Here is a 19,146-nt window from a genome sequence, read left to right on the forward strand (position 1 = left end):
CATTAACCGTTATGACAGATATTAAAAACGAAGAAGCAGGCGAAAAGAAAAGCTTGAACTTTATTGAACAGGCAGTAGAGAAAGACTTGAAAGAAGGTAAAAATGGTGGAAAAGTGCAGACGCGTTTCCCGCCCGAGCCCAACGGCTATCTTCACATCGGCCATGCCAAAGCTATTTGCCTTGATTTCGGCATCGCAGAAAAACACGGCGGTGTATGTAACCTTCGTTTCGACGACACAAACCCTACCAAGGAAGATGTGGAATATGTAGAAGCTATCAAAGAAGATATCCAATGGCTAGGCTACCAGTGGGGAAATGAATACTACGCTTCCGACTACTTCCAACAATTATGGGACTTCGCTATCCGCCTGATTCAGGAGGGAAAAGCATATATCGACGAACAGAGTTCCGAACTGATTGCACAGCAGAAAGGTACTCCTACCCAACCGGGTGTGGAAAGCCCTTACCGGAACCGTCCTATCGAAGAGAGCCTCGAACTTTTTAAGAAAATGAATAGCGGCGAGATCGAAGAAGGCGCCATGGTGCTCCGTGCCAAGATTGACATGGCTAATCCGAATATGCACTTCCGCGATCCGATTATTTACCGTGTAGTGAAACACCCGCACCACCGTACGGGTACTACCTGGAAAGCTTATCCGATGTATGACTTCGCCCACGGACAGAGTGACTTCTTCGAAGGAGTGACTCATTCTCTGTGCACACTTGAATTTGTGGTACACCGTCCGCTTTACGACCTCTTCATCGATTGGTTGAAAGAAGGAAAAGACCTGAACGACAACCGTCCCCGTCAGACTGAATTCAACAAACTGAACCTAAGTTACACCCTGATGAGCAAACGTAACCTGCTCACACTGGTGAAAGAAGGATTGGTAAACGGATGGGACGACCCTCGTATGCCGACGATCTGCGGTTTCCGCCGTCGCGGTTATTCACCGGAGTCCATTCATAAGTTTATCGATAAAATCGGATATACCACTTACGATGCCCTGAACGACATCGCCCTGTTGGAAAGCTCTGTCCGGGATGATTTGAACAGCCGTGCTACCCGTATATCTGCAGTAATCAACCCGGTTAAATTGATTATCACCAACTATCCGGAAGGACAGGTTGAAGAACTGGAAGCAATCAACAATCCGGAAGATCCGGAAGCAGGAAGTCACCTGATCGAGTTCAGCCGCGAATTGTGGATGGAGCGCGAAGACTTCATGGAAGACGCTCCCAAGAAATATTTCCGCATGACACCGGGGCAAGAAGTACGTCTCAAAAATGCTTATATCGTGAAATGTACCGGTTGCAAGAAAGACGAAAACGGTGTTATCACAGAAGTATATTGCGAATATGACGCAAATACCCGCAGCGGCATGCCGGATGCGAACCGCAAGGTGAAAGGTACGCTCCACTGGGTAAGCTGCAACCACTGCCTGCAAGCAGAAGTACGTTTGTACGACCGTTTGTGGAAAGTGGAAAATCCACGTGACGAACTGGCCGCCATCCGCGAAGCAAAAAAATGCGAAGCACTGGAAGCCATGAAAGAAATCATTAATCCGGATTCATTGAAAGTTCTGCCCAACTGCTACATAGAGAAGTTCGCAGCTACCCTGCCTCCACTCTCCTATCTGCAGTTCCAACGGATCGGTTACTTTAATATCGACAAAGAATCAACCCCGGATAAACTAATCTTCAACCGTACAGTAGGGTTGAAAGACACATGGGGTAAGATTAATAAATAACTAAGCTTTCAAGCTTAACTTTACAATGGGGCTGTGTCAAAAGGATCATCATCTGAACTTTTGCAACAGCCCCATCTTAGCAATTAAAAATCTAAAAGTAAAATGGGTAGAAAAAATTCGCCATCAGCAAAAAAGGAACTAGTCACACTAATCACAAACTACGAAGAAGCAAAAGCAGAAAACCGACAACTTTATCTGGATGCTGACCAATTGGCCGACATCGCCGACTGGTATGCCTCCGAACGAAAATTTGAAGAAGCACAAGAAGTAATCACTTATGGACTTAAAATACATCCGGGAAACACAGATTTGCTTATAGAACAAGCATATCTTTACCTGGATACCCAAAAGCTGCAAAAAGCAAAAAAAGTAGCGGATTCGATTACCGAAGAATTTGATTCCGAAGTGAAACTGCTGAAAGCCGAACTATTGCTGAATGGAGGAAAACTGGAGGAAGCTCAATGGCTGTTAAGCACAATAGCGGATGCCGACGAGCTGGAAACAATCATTGATGTTGTATTTCTCTATCTGGACATGGGATACCCGGACGCAGCCAAAGAATGGCTCGACAGAGGTAAATCCCGTTATACCGAAGATGAAGAATACATGGCTCTCACAGCCGATTATCTGGCATCGACCCATCAGGTAGAATCAGCCATCATCTATTACAATAAACTCATTGACAAATCTCCATTCAACCCTTCCTACTGGATGGGACTGGTGAAATGTTACTTTGTCCAGGAACAAATAGACAAAGCCATCGAAGCCTGTGATTTCGCATTGGCAGCCGACGATCAGTACGGGGAAGCTTATGCCTACAAGGCACATTGTTTCTTCTATCTGAACAATTCGGATGATGCCATCGAGAATTACCAAAAGGCGATTGAGCTCAAAGCCATTCCCCCCGAACTGGGTTACATGTTTATGGGAATATCCTACGGTAATAAAGAAGAATGGCAAAAAGCCGATGACTATTACGACAAAGTGATCGAACGTTTTGAAGAAGACGGAGACAAGCAGTCTATTTTATTGATAGACACCTATACCAGCAAAGCATTCGCCCTCTCTCACCTGGAAAGGTATAAAGAGGCGCATGAGTTATGCGAGAAAGCCAAAGAGATAAACCCGAACGAGGGATTGATTTATCTGACAGAAGGAAAACTATACCTGGCAGAGGAACTAGAAGACGAAGCTGCCATCTCTTTCGAAAAAGCGATAGAGATCAATCCGAACATAGAAATGTGGTATATGATTGCCTCTGCTTATTCGGAAAGTGACTATCTGATCGAAGCGAAAGAATACTTTGAAAAAGTGTACCAGATAAATCCGAAATACGAAGATGTGACGGAGAAATTGAGTGTTCTTTGCCTCATGCACGGTGAAATCGACAACTTCTTTAAATATAACAAGGAATGTGAACATCCACTGGAAGAAGACATGATCCTGGATCTGTTGAACAGTCCCGAACACAGAGAAGAAGACGAAAGAACTCTCAAAGAAGTGTGGGAACGCATGAAAAAAGAGAATAAGAAAAAAACAAAAGGAAAAAAATAAATCAATTTATAAATTCTATCCTCAAAAAACATGGAATCAGTAGCAGAACTTCTTAAATGGGTATTAGAAAACTTGAACTATTGGGTAGTCACTATTTTTATGGCTATCGAAAGCTCTTTTATTCCCTTCCCCTCGGAAGCCGTAGTACCCCCTGCCGCATGGAAAGCTATGGCAGACGACAGTATGAATATCTTTCTCGTTGTCCTATTTGCAACTATAGGAGCAGATATCGGTGCATTAGTTAATTATTACCTGGCACGTTGGTTGGGTCGTCCTATTATCTATAAATTCGCTAACAGCCGTTTAGGGCACATGTGCCTTATTGACGAAGAGAAAATACACCATGCAGAAGAATATTTCAGAAAGCACGGTGCAGCCTCTACTTTCTTTGGCCGTCTTATTCCGGCTGTACGCCAACTTATCAGTATTCCCGCAGGGTTAGCCGGCATGAAAATAGGTCCTTTCCTGCTTTATACAACTCTCGGCGCTGCTATATGGAACAGCATATTAGCTTTGCTCGGATACCTGATTTACCGTTTTACAGACCTCAAAACGACTAACGATGTCTATGTAATGGCCACCGAATACAGTCACGAAATCGGCTATGTCATTATAGCAGTGGTGGTAATTGTAATCGTTTTTTTGGCTTATAAAGGGCTGAAAAAAAGAAAATAAGTAGTAAAATACTCATTGCAAAGCCACAGAGGACGCAGAGAACACAAAGCAAGAACATAGAGTTACCGGGGCATCCATTATTGTAAATCGGCTATTACCCGTTAAATTCTTACTTCTTTGTGTATTCTACGTCCTCTGTGGTTTATTTTTTGTGGTAGATAAGAGCTAATTAGAAATTAAACTGAACTCCTACTCCCAATATCTCTTTAAATTGCACACGAGCACCTTTTGTACCATCCTTTTGCACGATTTTCACATCATCGTCATACATCAGGTTAGTAGTAAGTGTGGTTGAGAACCATTTATTGATAATCATATTTACTTGTACTTCCCAGTTCACATCTATATTCAGCGGCTTATGCAGATAATCGGAATATAGATCCAAACGTGAATATACCGTCATATTTTTCAAGAATTCATATTTGGCTTCTCCTTTCAAGTTAGCACCGAAGCTGGATAATAGATGTTTGCCCGGATCCACTCCATAAGCTCCTTCGTCAGAGAGACGGTCATTGAGTACAAATGTTCCGCGCCACGCAGCAGGAGACAATACAACGGTAAATATCTTACCCGGATCATACGTAAAGCCCAAACCGGTAGTCAAATAGGCAGGAGCCATAAATTCGGAGATAGCAATGTCTTTATTGACGGAGTAGTCATATCCTGGAGAAAACTGTGTCTGGAAAGTGGCGAACGCACTGGCATACCAACTTTTGGCAATAGCATAGCCATAATTCGTATTCAAATAGATTTTATCATTTGCTTTCCTGGTTCCGTCGTCACCGGTCTTATTTAATCCATAAGCCAGTTCGATACGATTATTCCACAGATGTTTTCCTTTCTTATAATTAATCTGATAAGTGCCCTGCAAGTCAAAGGCAACGGAGTTATCACCTCCGGCAGCCCAATTAGTGAGGCTCACTTGCGTTAGTTTCAGTCCGGCAAATCCTTCTTTTGTCCAGGGAGAAATTTGTGTACTATCGGCAGTTTGGGCCGACAAGGTTCCAACGCCCATACATAACAGGGCGATGAATAGAGTTTTCATTTTGTTCATGATAGTTGAGGTTTAGTGTAGAAAAAACACAACCTAACAAGAACGGAGCCTTGGCAGTTTACCAAGCCTTTTTACCAGTTCCCATTAGGTCAAAATCTTTAAGATAAGTAGCAGGCTTAAGTATTAAGTATTAGCCATATTCGTTTATTAGCTGCAACTAATAGTTAATACCTAATACTTAATACTCCATATTCTATATTACTTTACAGCAGCTAAGGCTTTGTCATAATCAGGCTCCTGGGTGATTTCAGGAACAAGTTCCGTATATGCAATTTTGCCATCTTTGCCAATCACAACTACCGCACGCGCCAAAAGTCCTGCTAACGGACCATCTGCCATACGCACTCCGTAACTTTCGTCGAAATCAGAGAAGCGGAAATCAGACAATGGAATTACATTTTCAATACCTTCTGTCGTACAGAAACGGCCGTGTGCAAAAGGAAGATCCTTAGAAATAGCCAATACTACCGTATCTTTCAATCCGGCAGCCATTTTATTAAACTTACGTACAGAAGTTGCACATACGCTGGTATCCAGACTAGGGAAAATATTTAAAATCACATTTTTACCATTTAAATCTTTCAGAGAGAAAGAAGATAAATCTGTTTTTACCAGCTCGAAGTCAGGAGCTACCTTACCTACTTGTATAAATTCACCGATCAGTTTCACCGGTTGTCCTTTGAAATTTGTTGTTGCCATAATGCATGTATATTTAAAATTTACTTTATATAGGAAACAACTATTCCCCCAAATATGTTCACGGAAAACCTTTTCTAAATTCAATTTGTTATTCCTCAACGAAATCACTCTAGTGTTCAATTTAAAATATAAAATGTATGGAAACTGTATTCAATGAGATTCAACATTCAGTAAAAAATTGGTGGACTTCTCTTCTTTTGGGAATCGTGTATATCATTGTAGCCCTTTGGCTCATGTTCTCACCCGTAAGCACCTATGTAGCTCTAAGTATCATTTTCAGTGTATCGATGCTGATAAGCGGTATTCTGGAAATCATCTTCGCTCTTAGCAACCGGAAAGGTGTCCCGAGCTGGGGGTGGTATATCGTAGGAGGACTCATCGACCTCGTTCTGGGTATTTACCTGATTGCCTATCCGATGGTCAGCATGGAAGTTATCCCTTTCATCATAGCCTTCTGGCTTATGTTCCGAGGGTTCTCCTCCACCGGCTATTCCATCGACCTGAAACGTTACGGAACCCGCGACTGGGGCTGGTACATGGCTTTCGGTATTCTTGCCATCCTGTGCTCTCTTTTAATATTATGGCAACCCGCCATAGGAGCGCTCTACGCAGTGTATATGATTTCTTTTGCTTTCCTCATCATCGGACTTTTCCGTGTCATGCTTTCATTTGAATTAAAGAATCTGCATAAAAGAAAATAAAAAGCTTTCGGCACTTACTTTGGGATTTTGTTTATCTTTGTAGGCAATTTACATAAATCAATTAATTAAAAAGGAAGAAAATTATGGCAATGCATACATGGTTTGAGTGCAAGATCCGTTATGAAAAAGTAATGGAAAACGGAATGCAGAAGAAAGTAACTGAACCTTATCTTGTTGACGCACTCAGTTTTACAGAAGCAGAAGCACGGATTATTGAAGAAATGACTCCGTTTATCTCCGGAGAATTTACCGTTTCGGATATTAAACGTGCCAACTATAGCGAACTTTTCCCTAGCGACGAAGAAAGTGCCGACCGCTGGTTCAAATGCAAACTTATTTTCATCACTCTGGATGAAAAAAGCGGTGCTGAAAAAAAGACTTCCACCCAAGTACTGGTACAAGCTGCCGACTTGCGCGACGCAGTCAAGAAGCTGGATGAAGGAATGAAAGGAACCATGGCAGATTATCAGATCGGTATGGTATCCGAGACTCCGCTCATGGATGTATATCCTTACAGCGCCGAACCGAATGACAAACCGGAGTTTGATCCATCAAAAGCATAAGTAACAATGAGTATTGCTGACAATTTAAAGCAAGTGCTGGCCGAACTCCCTCAAGGAGTCCGGCTGGTTGCTGTCTCAAAATTCCATCCCAATGAAGCGATAGAAGAAGCATATCAGGCGGGACAGCGTATTTTTGGAGAAAGCAAAGTGCAGGAAATGACAGCTAAATACGAAAGTTTGCCCAAAGACATTGAATGGCATTTCATCGGACACCTGCAGACGAACAAAATCAAATACATGATACCATACGTAGCGATGATTCATGGAATTGATAGTTATAAACTGCTGGCCGAAGTCAACAAACAAGCTGTCAAAGCGGGACGTACAGTGAACTGCCTATTGCAGATTCACGTTGCGCAGGAAGAAACCAAATTTGGTTTCAGTCCCGAAGAATGTAAGGAGATGTTGAATGCCGGAGAATGGAAAGAGCTGACTCATGTACGCATCTGCGGATTAATGGGGATGGCCAGCAACACCGATTGCATTGAACAAATCAACCGGGAATTTGGTTTACTAAATAGGCTCTTTAACGAGATAAAAACAACTTGGTTCATCCACTCCGATACTTTCTGCGAGCTGTCGATGGGAATGTCACATGACTACCACGAAGCCATTGCCGCAGGAAGTACGTTGGTACGGGTAGGAAGCAAGATTTTCGGAGAACGAATTTATTAATCAGGAGTAAAAAACATATTGCTATGACCGATTTAAAAACTACTTTCGCAGGGCTTTCCCTTAGAAACCCTATCATTATCAGTAGCTCGGGGCTGACCAACAGTGCCGGCAAAAACAAAAAATTGGCCGAAGATGGTGCCGGTGCAATTGTTCTGAAATCACTGTTTGAGGAACAGATCATGCTGGAAGCAGACCAACTGAAAGATCCGGCTTTCTATCCGGAAGCCAGTGACTATCTGGAAGAATATATCCGTGAGCACAAGCTATCCGAATACCTGACTTTAATAAAAGAAAGTAAGAAGGTATGCCCCATTCCTATCATTGCCAGCATCAACTGCTACACTGATTCCGAATGGATTGACTTTGCAAAGATGATTGAAGAAGCCGGTGCCGACGCATTGGAAATCAATATCCTTGCCCTGCAATCGGAAGTGCAATATACATACGGTTCATTCGAACAACGCCACATCGATATTCTCCGCCACATTAAAAAAACAATCAAGATACCTGTAATCATGAAACTGGGTGATAACCTGACAAATCCTGTGGCATTAATCGATCAGTTGTATGCCAACGGTGCAGCAGCAGTTGTTCTCTTCAACCGTTTCTATCAGCCGGACATCAATATCGAAAAGATGGAGCATATTTCAGGCGAAATATTCAGCAATGCTTCCGACCTCGCCATTCCGCTTCGTTGGATCGGAATTGCGTCTGCAGTAGTAGACAAGATCGACTATGCAGCTTCCGGTGGTGTTGCCAATGCAGAATCAGTAGTGAAAGCTATCCTTGCCGGTGCTTCGGCTGTAGAAGTTTGTAGCGCAGTCTATCTAAATACAAATGCATTCATCGGAGAAGCCAACCGCTTCCTCTCTGCATGGATGGAACGCAAAGGGTTCAGGAATATAGCTCAATTCAAAGGCAAACTGAATATTAAGGATGTTCAGGGTGTTAATACATTCGAACGTACACAGTTCCTGAAATATTTCGGAAAGAAAGAATAAGGAAAAAGTATACTAAATCAATAAAGAAAACGGTGAACAAATTGTGCTATTTGCAACAGGATGTTCACCGTTTACTTTTTTAATCACTTATTAATTTATCTCGCTTAGCAGAGAAATCTGTTATAACAGGTTGCTTGCCAGTTCACTCAATTCACTTCGTTCACCTTTCAGCAAATTGACGTGTGCAAAGATATTCTGGTCTTTCATACGATCAATCATATATACCAAGCCATTGGACTGACTATCCAGATAAGGTTGGTCAATCTGCTGGATATCTCCCGTAAATACCATCTTCGTACCTTCTCCTGCACGGGTGATGATTGTCTTTATTTCATTCGGGGTCAGATTCTGCGCTTCGTCAATGATGCAATACATTTCGCTCAAACTACGACCACGGATAAATGCCAGAGCTTCAATCACCAGCTGCTCGCTTTTCTGCATATCTTCTATGCGCTTCACTTCGGTAGAGTTTGTAGCAAACTGACGTTTTATGACGTTCAGGTTATCAAACAACGGCTGCATATAAGGAGCTACTTTTTCCTGTGCGTCTCCCGGAAGGAAACCGATATCCTTATTGGAAAGCGCCACAACGGGACGTGCCAGCAAAATCTGTTTGTAATCCGTCAGCTTGCCCAAAGCAGCAGCCAAAGCCAGCAAAGTCTTACCTGTTCCCGCTTTTCCTGTCAGAGCCACCAGTTTGATGTTCGGGTCATTCAGAATCTCAAAAGCAAAACTCTGTTCCGCATTCCGTGGTTCGATTCCATAATTCTTACCCTTCATCACACGGATAATAGAATGGGTAAAAGGATTGTAGCGTGCCAATACACTATTCCGGTCACTCTTCAATACAAAACATTCATTGGGATGAATCAAATCCTTAAAGTCAAATTCACTCAAGTCAATGCCTTCCTTTGAAGAATAAATACGGTCGATCAATGCCGGATCTACATTTTCAAAAATCTCATTAGATTTCTCGAACACATCTACATTTACCACCTTATCCGTAATATAATCTTCGCAAAGCAGACCGATTGAACGGGCTTTCATGCGCAGATTCACATCTTTGGTCACTAAGATAGATTTCATTTTCGGATACTTGTCGGTCAGGTATTCGGTTGCCGCCAAAATCAAATGATCGGGTTTCTTTATAGGAAACGATTCCCACACTTTGGCAGCCGGCACATTGCTTGTCACGACAAACAGACGTCCCAATCCTTCGCCAAGCTTCACTCCGTCGGAGAAAAGCTCGTCGCTTGTCAGCACATCCAATTCGCGCACGAACTCACGAGCATTGAAATTTATCTGCTCGTTTCCTTTTTTGAACTTATCCAGTTCTTCGAGTACAACAAGAGGGAGGTAAATATCATTTTCCTGAAAATTCTTCAAGCAATTGTAGTCGTGAAGAATAACATTTGTGTCTAGCACAAAATTTTTCTTAGTTCCCATGATTTCTTAGATTTAAATGTTGATATTTGCAATCTCATTCGCCAATCCCCCATTTATAGTCAGATTGACGGTTCTAAAGATAAACAAATTAGTGGGCAATAAAGATTGCCCGACGTTAAATATTATAAAACATGGACTATCAGAACACTTTAAAGTACTTATATGAGAGTGCGCCAATGTTTCAACAAATAGGAGGCAAAGCATATAAGCCGGGTTTAGAGACCACACACAAATTGGACGAACATTTTGGGCATCCTCATCAACAATTCAAGACGATACATATCGCCGGAACCAATGGAAAAGGATCCTGTTCACATACCATCGCAGCCGTATTGCAGTGCGCCGGTTACCGGGTAGGACTATTCACCTCCCCTCATTTAATCGACTTCCGCGAACGTATCCGTATCAACGGTGAGATGATACCGGAAGAGTATGTAGTCAATTTCGTAGAAGAGCATCGCTCTTTCTTCGAGCCGCTGCACCCTTCATTCTTCGAACTGACCACCGCTATGGCATTCCGTTATTTTGCCGACCAGAAAGTAGATGTAGCAGTTATCGAAGTAGGCATGGGCGGAAGATTGGACTGTACGAATATCATCCATCCGGATTTGTGTGTTATCACCAACATAGGCCTCGACCACACCCAATATCTGGGTGACACGCTGACGAAGATTGCCAAAGAGAAAGCCGGAATTATCAAAGAAGGAGTTCCGGTCGTTATCGGCAGAGCCCAAGGGGCAGTGAAACGTGTATTTACCATGAAAGCTAAAGAAAAGAATGCGCCTATCGAATATGCCCGTGAAAATGCCCGGTACTGGGACATGGAAATAGTTCCTTATTCGAAATTGCAAGAAATAAGACCGATGATGGACAACACAATTCAGAGCATGCACGAAATGATCGAAGCAATGGACGAACAATCAGAAGAAGAGGCAAACCAGATGCGGCAAGCATTACTCATGTTAGACCTGTCAGACAGTCTACGTACGCTAGACCAGATACTCGACAAAAGAAAAGATGCTATCAAAATCCACAATGAGATGTTTCCTTTCGGACTTTTCACAGAGTTGAGCGGAGCTTACCAATTCGAAAATATGTTTACCATCCTAAAAGCCCTTGCGACACTGACCCGTCTGAACTACAACATCAGATCCCAGGACTATCGCGCAGGTCTTGCAAACGTATGTCAGCTCACCGGTCTGATGGGGCGTTGGCAGAAAGTACACAGCTATCCGGATATTATCTGTGACACGGGACATAATGTTGATGGAATCGAATATATCCATGTACAGCTCAATGCCATTCACAAAACCTTCGATCAGGAGATCCATATTGTATTCGGCATGGTCAATGACAAAGACATCCGGGGGGTTCTGCGAGCATTGCCGAAATATGCCACCTATTATTTTACCAAAGCAAGCGTTAAACGCGCGCTTCCGGAAAATGAACTACTGGCATTGGCAGAAGAAGCCGGATTGAAAGGTACCACCTACCCCACTGTTGTAGAAGCTGTACAGGCGGCAAAAAAGAACTGCCCCCCCAAAGATCTGATCTTTGTAGGAGGCAGCAGTTTCATTGTCGCAGATTTGTTAGCGAACCGCGATACACTCAATCTCTACTAACGCATCCTTTGGCAGAGCTTTTACGGCAACCGCCGAACGTGCCGGAAAGGCTCCGTCAAAATACGTGGCATACACACCGTTCATCCCTGCAAACAGGGACATATCCTGAAGAAAGACAGTGGTTTTGGCAATGTTTCCCATTGTCAATCCTGCTTCTTCAAGAATGTGTTTGATATTCTCCAACGACTGGCGAGCCTGTCCTTCTATCCCTTCAGCCATCTGTCCCGTAGCGGCATCAATAGGCAACTGACCGGACACAAATACCATACCATTGGCTTCTATCGCCTGACTATAAGGGCCGATAGCCCCCGGAGCTTTCTCACTGCAAATTACTTTTTTCATATATATTTCTTTTTTCTGTTTACCGAATTTCAAAGATAAAAATAAATTTCGAGTAAGATTGACAAATCTGTTTCTTTTTATTATCTTAGCAGCTGATGAGCAAGCATAATTACGACATATTCATAAGTTACCGTAAAAGATGTTCGGGCGACAAGCCTGAAATGCTACAACTGATGCTGGAAGAATCCGGATTCCGCAAAAGGGTGAGCTTTGATAAAGACAATTTAAACGGTCGGTTTGATGTTGAGTTGATTCGCCGTATTGATGAGTGCAAAGACTTCATTATGTTTATGGTGCCGGAGACGTTTACAACGATCCGCCCGCTCAATGAAGAAGCGGTCGAGACAGGCGAAAAAGCAACATGGGACATGGAAGAAGTGGCTTTCTACGAACGGATGGCATCCTTGACCTATGAAGAGTTTGAAACGGAAATTAAGCAGATCAGCCATACCGGAGAAATCGATTTTGTCCGGATAGAATTAGGCCGTGCGTTACACCGCCGGAGTAGAAACCCCAAACAGATAAATATCATTCCGATTGCTCCGCAGGAAAGTGAAAGCTATGATTTCGCCACCCTGCAACTACCACCGGACATTAGCGGATTAAAAGATTTTCAAGCTGTATTTTACAGCAACTCACGAGTAGCCCGATTCAAAGATATAAAGGGTGACCTCCTGAAACAAATGTTATCAAAACCTTCTTATGTATCTGCCAAATGGCTTGTGATGACTTTCATTGCTCTATCATTAATAGTAGCAGGAAGCAAAACTTATACTTCCATCCAAAGAACGGCAGAACAAAAACTGGAATTCAAGGATTGCCGCACTTATGACGATTATAGTAGTTTCATAAAGAAACACCCGGACAGTCCTTTGAAATCTACATGCGACTCCATCCTGCATGAATTCAATGCACTCCGGAATGACGGACGCGCTTCCGTAAACAACACCGGAAACAGGGATATAAAAGACAGAGAGAAAGAATGGGTAGACGTAAAATGGAATCCCACAATCACACTGCCCCAGCTCCGCTCCCTGGTGGACATGATGAATAATATGCTGCTGATTCCGGCCAAAAACAAAGAATTCATCATGGGGAAAACTATGGGAAAAGGATATGACTCACCGCAGCACACCGTTGTATTAAGTTCCGATTATTATATGTGTAAATACGAAGTAACACGTTCGTTGTGGTATGCCATTATGAATGACTCCATTGTTACGGAAGAAGGCATGCTGCCTATGACACATATAACGTGGAATGATGCAGAGGCCTTCACCAAGAAACTGAACAAGCTCACCGGTTTACCTTTTTCCCTCCCTACGGAGGCGCAATGGGAGTATGCAGCCGCCGGAGGCGAAAGCTATCCTTATGCCGGTTCAGACAACATTCGTGATGTAGCCTACTATGCCTCCAATGCCAATGAACGCCTGCATCCCGTTGGCGAGAAACGCGAAAACGGATTCGATTTATACGACATGTCAGGCAACGCCGCCGAATGGTGTACAGACTGGATGAGCCGGTATGAAAATACACGGGTCACAGATCCCCAAGGTCCGGCAGAGAATCCCGGACACCATAAAAAGATAGTGAGAGGAGGCAGCTACCTGGCCAACGAACGTGATATGGACATTCGCCATCGTAGCGTACAGACTTACGATACATCAGAACCACATATCGGATTTCGTGTGGTACTTAATCCTATTCAATAACACTATGAATGCAGAATAAAAATGAGCAGGAAAACTATTTTCAGAGTATTCATCCTCCTGTTTTTTTCCATCGGAGGGCAAATGAGTGCCAATGCACAGACAACGACACCCTTTGAAACGGTGTTCGACGCCTGTAAGAAAGCATGTGAAGCATTGGACGGCGGCTTTGCCAGTGGCGAACAACTGCTGGCAGTAAGCAAAACGCTGCGTGATGCAGCCCCTATCCCATTAACCGTCAAACAAACCAAGGGCGATGTCTTGAGCCTGAAAGGACATCTGGTATTTGACTACGAATTCATTCAAGCCTGCGTTGATAATGAAACAATCTATGAAATTGCGGACAAGTATGCGGCAGAAGCGAGGATGAGAGGTGATAAGGACTCCGCCAACAAAGTAAGATTAGATACCAAAATGGTGGCTGCCGGTCAGACCTGTACTTTCGAGATTCCGAGCTGTTCGGGAACCTCGCAGATAGGCTGTGTGGCAGAGGTGAATCGCTCTTTCAGTTGGAAAATAAAGACAATCGGTTATCAATCGAAAAGTGAACGGGAATACAAATGTAATGACAGCGTCCGGAAAGGTCTTCCCTTCCGAAAAGAAAAGGTTAGCTCGGATGAACGATATAAAATCATCGTCTCGATCACCAATAAAAGCAAGAGAGACGGGAGCTTTGCCTTGATCTTATTTTAATCCACTAAAATCTCTATTATATGCGACAATTCATTCTATCTCTATTAGCCTGTCTATGTCTGACAGCCTACTCACAGACTACAAGCCAAGCCGACCTACTGGTTGAAGAAGCTCAAAAACTAGAAAGTAAACAAGATTACCCAACTGCCATTACCAAACTGAAACAAGCGGATGAATTATATGTCAAAACAGGAAAGACACAGAGTGCGGAACGCGCTACCTGCCTGCACATTCTCGGCCGTTGTTATCTGAATCTGGAACGTCCCGAAGGACTAACCTATACACAAATGGCAGCAGATATGCGCAAGACCATACTGGGCGAAACAAATATCAAATACATTTCCTCCCTGAACAACACAGGACTCTACTACCTGACTGTTGCAAAAGACTATCCTAAAGCAGCAGAAATTCATGGCAAGACATGGGAACTGTGCAGTCGCATTCAGCCCCGTCCTGAACAGGCATTCATGTTTCATATCAATCTCGCCCGCTGCTACATAGCTTTAGGAGAAATGGACAAAGCAAGTGCCATCGTAGAAGAGGAAATAGCCATCAGTAAAAAGATGTATGGCGAAAAGTCCCTTTCAGTTGCCCGTCAACTCCAGCAGATAGGTTCGTTGTACTACCTGTCGGGACGTAAAGATGTAGGAGTCACTTATTATGAGCAGGCCTTCAACATCTTTCCTGACGATTCAAAAGAATACGAGCAACTTCTCGATTGGATATCATCCATCTACGTGGAACTGAACAATCAGCCGAAAGTATTAGAATACATGAAATTGGTAGAAGCTCACAATAAAAAAGAATTGGAAAAGCCTTGCGACGAACCTGATTGCCTGACCGAGCGTGCCCAGTATTTTGCCAGCATAGGTAACAATGATAAGGCAAGGGCACATTTTCTGGATGCTTTAAAGAAATGCGATGTGAATACTGATAAGGAGATTGTTTTTAAAGTACGCCACAACTATGCGCAATTTCTTTCCGGAATACAAGATCACGCATCTGCCGGCGAATACTACGAACTGGCAGCAGACATCCTTCGCAACAATCCTGCCGAACAGGCTAAATTTGCATTGGAATCTTATCTGGGCGGACTCAATTATAGCATTGCCGCCAAGTATGAGGCCTCCAATCGTATGCTCAACCAGGCACTGTCGGTTTATGCACAGATGTTGCCGGACAAACTGGACAAATATGTAGACGCCTCCGTTGCATTGTGCCGTAACTACGGATTCACCAAGGAGTACGGAAAAGCCCTCGAAATACTCACAAAAGCCGAAAAACTGCTTCCGACGGGTGATAAGTCAGATAAGATGGGGGAAATTCTGCGTTCCAGAGGCAGTATCTTATACCGACAAAAACAATATGCAGAAGCAGCAGCAAACTACCAACAGGCTGCAGACATTTACAAAATTCTTCCCGGCAGTGATGTAAAATATCAGGATGCACTTAGCAGTCTGAATCGTTGCCACACCATGATGGGCAATGAGACAGCAGCCAGGCAGACAGAACAGGATGCCGAACGTCAACGAATGGCGGTTTTAAACAGGCTATTGAAAGAGAATCTTGAACAATTGGACGCTTATCGCCTGCAATGGGGAGAAGACGGTTTGATGTATGTCTCCGCATTAGGGACTATCGCTGACATCTACTATACCCAAGGACAGACCGACAAGGCATTAGCCTATATGGAACCTTTCCTCTCCAGCGAAACAACCGCGCTGCGTAATCTTTTCCGTCTCTCGAAAGCCGATGAACGCCTGGCATTCTGGAAGGATATCCGTTCCTCACTGGACAGTATTCCCCTCCGTGCAGCCAATATCGCCGCAACAGGTACACCTGAACAAAAACAACGTTTTGCCCGGTTAGGTTACGATGCATTATTGTTTTCAAAAGGTATTATGCTCAATTCGTCTATTGAACTGGAGTCTCTGATCCGCGCTTCGGGAGATAAATCCCTGCTCGACCAATACAACAAGGCTACCCTTATGGCGGAACAAATTTTATCCATGCAAAGTGAACTCCCGAATGCAACCAATCAGACGGAAGCACGGAAAAATATCATCCGCCAGAAAGAGGAGTATGAACAGCTGCAACTGGACTTGATGCGAAAATCTACTGATTTCGGCGACTATACCCGTTATCTTTCTGTCAAATGGCAGGACGTACAAAAGCATCTGCATGGAAACTCCATCGCCATAGAATTTGCTCTCATAGACGATGAACTACTAGCTCCGGACAAACACCTGACCGCTTTCGTACTTCGTCCGGGTGACGTGTCTCCCACCGCAATCAAGTTAATGAGTCAGAAATTGCTATCGAAAGAGATGCAATCGCCTACGGCTTTCACCACAACCGAAAACGGGGCACATTTCTGGAAAGTGCTGGATGAATATATCAGCAAAGCGGATACTATTTATTTTTCACCTGACGGGATACTTCATCAGTTACCTGTAGAATATCTTCCGTATGGAGCGGGTAACCTGCCGTTAGCATTCCAGAAAGCCGTCTATCGTTTATCGTCAACAAAAGAAATCGCACTCGACAAAGCTTCACTGAACTACTCATCAGCCGCACTTTTCGGAGGATTAGACTACGAAATGGCTTCAACCAAAGTTCGCAATATTGTTTCTACAGATCATAACTCCGGGAAATTCCGTAACGGACAGAATGGGTATCATGAGTTACCATATACGCTCAATGAAGTAAATAACGTAAATTCCCTATTGAAAGAAAAGAAGATTAAAACCAATCTATTCGTAGGTGAAAACGGAACGGAAAAGCAGTTCCGGGCACTCGACGGCAAAGCTGTTTCGTTGATTCACATAGCTACTCACGGAGACTATAAAGAATTGAAGCAACGTGAAGCCGATGATGCGATGAAGCATTGCTTCCTGATTATGTCCGGCGCCAATGCCACGGAAGAGAATAACGACGGACTGCTCCGTGCAGATGAAATCAGTACACTAAACCTCCGCGGTTGTCGTATGGTTGTTCTTTCTGCCTGCAACACCGGTCAAGGTACTCTTGGTGCGGATGGTCTTTTCGGTCTTCAACGAGGCTTTAAGAATGCAGGAGTACAAACCATCCTCATGACACTTTCAGCTGTTGACGACCAGGCCTCCATGCTTCTCATGACTAAATTCTATGAGAACATCATTTCAGGGTTATCCGAACGACAGGCTCTTATAAAAGCGCAACAGTACCTTCGTGAGAACGGATATGCAGACAGTAAATATTGGGCACCATTTATCTTGTTGGATGCAGGCAAATCGCCTATTCCTCATCCTTCGAAATCTTGAACCCTAGTTTCATAATCAGTTTCAAGGTTTCCACCGAAGAATTTCTGTCGTACACCTTTTCTTCTTCAGGTAATTCTTCATACGGAACCAGGCACGGATGCTGCTTCAACACATCATCCCGCTTTTTTCCATACGTCCAACCTTGTTCTATTCTGGTTTTCGACCAGACTTCATGAACATTCTTAGCCATCTCTTCTACCAAATATTCCAACTCCTTCGGGAGTTGGATATGTCCTGTATCCACCGGATTGGGAATATACTCTTTCATTTTATGATTCATTATTTATATATTAGCGGAACAATTTCCAATCTATCTTTTTACCACAATGACTGCAATAGATTTGGTCCATAAAAATAGACGCACCACATTCACAGACTTTGGCATCACCTTCATTCTTCAATTTTCTCATCAGCTCATTATGAAGAGCCGTATCGCCCTGTTTGATAATACTATACCCCAGCTTTTTCATCAGCTTGATCGTATCAAACGCCATACGTCGATCATATTCTTTTTCCGAATAAGGAAGCATGGAATAAGGCACCATGTCCGGAGTCTCTTTCTTCTCGTCATCCCTCTGCGGTCCATAAGTCCATCCCTCTTCCTGGCGCTGGTCGGCCCAGATTTCGTGCGCATTTTCAGCAATGGCTTCACGCAATTCAATCAAATCAGTGCTCAATTCAACATCTTCCAGATCAATAGGCCGCGGATTATAATCCAGATCAGGCACTTTCACTCTCGCAAGATACGCTTTTGCATCATTCCATGCCGCAATAAAGTGATCCTTGGGATAGGCCGTACTTTCCTCTCCTGTTGCAGGATCATAAAGCGTCACTTCCTCTTCATTTACGTCAAGCACTACTGCTGCATGATAAGCAATTTCCTCCTCACTATTTCCCGGCAACCGGCAACTATTTACCACAACAATCGCATCATGTCCGGCCTTGAGGGCACGTATGACACTGTCAATACTGGAACCATAACTGCGCATCACAATCAATCCGCGTTGTTCGAGCAGGCGGCCTACACTATGCAAAGGAGTTCCCCTCTCCCTCAACCAACTGTTATTCCTGGCCTCCTCCGAGAGTTCATCCGAATTATATTCAATCTTTCTACGTTTCAAAATAAACTGCTCACACTGGAAATCACAAAGATTACCTTCCGATTTGGCTGCCATCTGCGCCATTGGCAGGAAGTCCGTTTCTTCATCATCAGCTCCCATCATGGCATCCAACTGTTGAGACAAGATAAATTCCTCTTGCAAACTTTCATCAGTCGCCAGATATTCAAGTACCAAAGCTGTTTCTTCAGCATTCGTCTTACCTTCTTCAAAAGCAGCCAACAATTCTTCGGTTATCATA

The 19,146-nt window shown here is 43.6% G+C and carries 17 protein-coding genes; 11 read left to right on the top strand and 6 right to left on the bottom strand.

Annotated elements, in window-relative coordinates; translation table 11 throughout:
• The first annotated feature begins 11 nt into the window (after positions 1–11).
• The 3 genes from N5O98_RS19960 (at position 12) to N5O98_RS19970 (ending at position 3,980) form a co-directional block, all read left to right on the top strand.
• The gene (locus tag N5O98_RS19960; RefSeq protein ID WP_004303881.1) at positions 12–1,751 is read left to right on the top strand and encodes a glutamine--tRNA ligase/YqeY domain fusion protein; all 1,740 of its coding nucleotides are present in this window, start codon (positions 12–14) and stop codon (positions 1,749–1,751) included.
• A 102-nt stretch (positions 1,752–1,853) separates the two neighbouring features.
• A complete protein-coding gene (locus tag N5O98_RS19965) occupies positions 1,854–3,305 on the top strand; it encodes a tetratricopeptide repeat protein (protein WP_004296653.1) in 1,452 nt (483 codons plus the stop codon).
• Positions 3,306–3,335: 30 nt separating this feature from the next.
• Complete coding sequence (locus N5O98_RS19970) at positions 3,336–3,980, top strand: DedA family protein (RefSeq protein ID WP_004296652.1); 645 nt, start codon at positions 3,336–3,338, stop codon at positions 3,978–3,980.
• Positions 3,981–4,149: 169 nt separating this feature from the next.
• Here the strand turns inward: N5O98_RS19970 and N5O98_RS19975 are convergent, their stop codons facing one another.
• On the bottom strand, positions 4,150–5,034 hold the full coding sequence (locus tag N5O98_RS19975; protein ID WP_004296651.1) for a DUF3078 domain-containing protein: 885 nt from the start codon (positions 5,032–5,034) through the stop codon (positions 4,150–4,152).
• A gap of 198 nt (positions 5,035–5,232) precedes the next feature.
• Positions 5,233–5,733, bottom strand: a complete 501-nt coding sequence (tpx, locus tag N5O98_RS19980; protein WP_004296650.1) for a thiol peroxidase — start codon at positions 5,731–5,733, stop codon at positions 5,233–5,235.
• A gap of 137 nt (positions 5,734–5,870) precedes the next feature.
• Between tpx and N5O98_RS19985 the strand changes: the two genes are divergently transcribed.
• From N5O98_RS19985 to N5O98_RS20000, 4 genes are all read left to right on the top strand, one after another.
• Positions 5,871–6,434 carry an HdeD family acid-resistance protein gene (locus N5O98_RS19985; RefSeq protein WP_004296649.1) on the top strand — a complete coding sequence of 188 codons (564 nt, stop codon included), beginning with the start codon at positions 5,871–5,873 and terminating at the stop codon, positions 6,432–6,434.
• An 83-nt stretch (positions 6,435–6,517) separates the two neighbouring features.
• Entirely contained in the window at positions 6,518–6,997 is a 480-nt protein-coding gene (locus N5O98_RS19990; RefSeq protein ID WP_004296648.1) for a DUF4494 domain-containing protein, read from the top strand.
• Between the two features lie 6 nt (positions 6,998–7,003).
• Complete coding sequence (locus N5O98_RS19995; protein WP_004296647.1) at positions 7,004–7,672, top strand: YggS family pyridoxal phosphate-dependent enzyme; 669 nt, start codon at positions 7,004–7,006, stop codon at positions 7,670–7,672.
• Positions 7,673–7,695: 23 nt separating this feature from the next.
• Positions 7,696–8,673 (top strand): dihydroorotate dehydrogenase-like protein, encoded by a 978-nt coding sequence (locus N5O98_RS20000; protein ID WP_004296646.1) that lies wholly within the window; start codon positions 7,696–7,698, stop codon positions 8,671–8,673.
• Positions 8,674–8,793: 120 nt separating this feature from the next.
• On the opposite strand, the gene N5O98_RS20005 is transcribed toward N5O98_RS20000, so the two are convergent.
• Positions 8,794–10,119: a PhoH family protein gene (locus N5O98_RS20005; protein WP_004296645.1), complete on the bottom strand. Its 1,326-nt coding sequence runs from the start codon at positions 10,117–10,119 to the stop codon at positions 8,794–8,796.
• 131 nt (positions 10,120–10,250) lie between these two features.
• Between N5O98_RS20005 and N5O98_RS20010 the strand changes: the two genes are divergently transcribed.
• Positions 10,251–11,741, top strand: a complete 1,491-nt coding sequence (locus N5O98_RS20010) for a bifunctional folylpolyglutamate synthase/dihydrofolate synthase (RefSeq protein ID WP_004303885.1) — start codon at positions 10,251–10,253, stop codon at positions 11,739–11,741.
• Here N5O98_RS20010 and N5O98_RS20015 read toward each other — a convergent pair.
• Entirely contained in the window at positions 11,709–12,083 is a 375-nt protein-coding gene (locus tag N5O98_RS20015) for a RidA family protein (protein WP_004303886.1), read from the bottom strand. The genes N5O98_RS20010 and N5O98_RS20015 overlap by 33 nt on opposite strands.
• 95 nt (positions 12,084–12,178) lie before the next feature.
• On the opposite strand from N5O98_RS20015, the gene N5O98_RS20020 reads away from it, so the two are divergent.
• The 3 genes from N5O98_RS20020 to N5O98_RS20030 are packed head-to-tail and all read left to right on the top strand — an operon-like array spanning position 12,179 to position 17,787.
• Entirely contained in the window at positions 12,179–13,795 is a 1,617-nt protein-coding gene (locus tag N5O98_RS20020; protein WP_008020296.1) for a formylglycine-generating enzyme family protein, read from the top strand.
• A gap of 21 nt (positions 13,796–13,816) precedes the next feature.
• On the top strand, positions 13,817–14,485 hold the full coding sequence (locus N5O98_RS20025; protein WP_004310258.1) for a hypothetical protein: 669 nt from the start codon (positions 13,817–13,819) through the stop codon (positions 14,483–14,485).
• Between the two features lie 20 nt (positions 14,486–14,505).
• Positions 14,506–17,787, top strand: a complete 3,282-nt coding sequence (locus tag N5O98_RS20030) for a CHAT domain-containing protein (protein ID WP_004310257.1) — start codon at positions 14,506–14,508, stop codon at positions 17,785–17,787.
• On the opposite strand, the gene N5O98_RS20035 is transcribed toward N5O98_RS20030, so the two are convergent.
• Both N5O98_RS20035 and N5O98_RS20040 read right to left on the bottom strand, forming a co-directional pair.
• Entirely contained in the window at positions 17,762–18,055 is a 294-nt protein-coding gene (locus N5O98_RS20035; protein ID WP_004303891.1) for a RyR domain-containing protein, read from the bottom strand. The two genes, N5O98_RS20030 and N5O98_RS20035, sit on opposite strands and share 26 nt — an antisense overlap.
• Positions 18,056–18,077: 22 nt before the next feature.
• Positions 18,078–19,145, bottom strand: coding sequence for a RyR domain-containing protein (locus N5O98_RS20040; protein WP_004310255.1), 1,068 nt, complete (start codon positions 19,143–19,145; stop codon positions 18,078–18,080).
• Between the last annotated feature and the right edge of the window lies 1 nt (position 19,146).

Origin of the sequence: Bacteroides sp. LFL-34 (assembly GCF_027257075.1) — a bacterium.
Classification (GTDB): Bacteria; Bacteroidota; Bacteroidia; order Bacteroidales; family Bacteroidaceae; genus Bacteroides; species Bacteroides ovatus.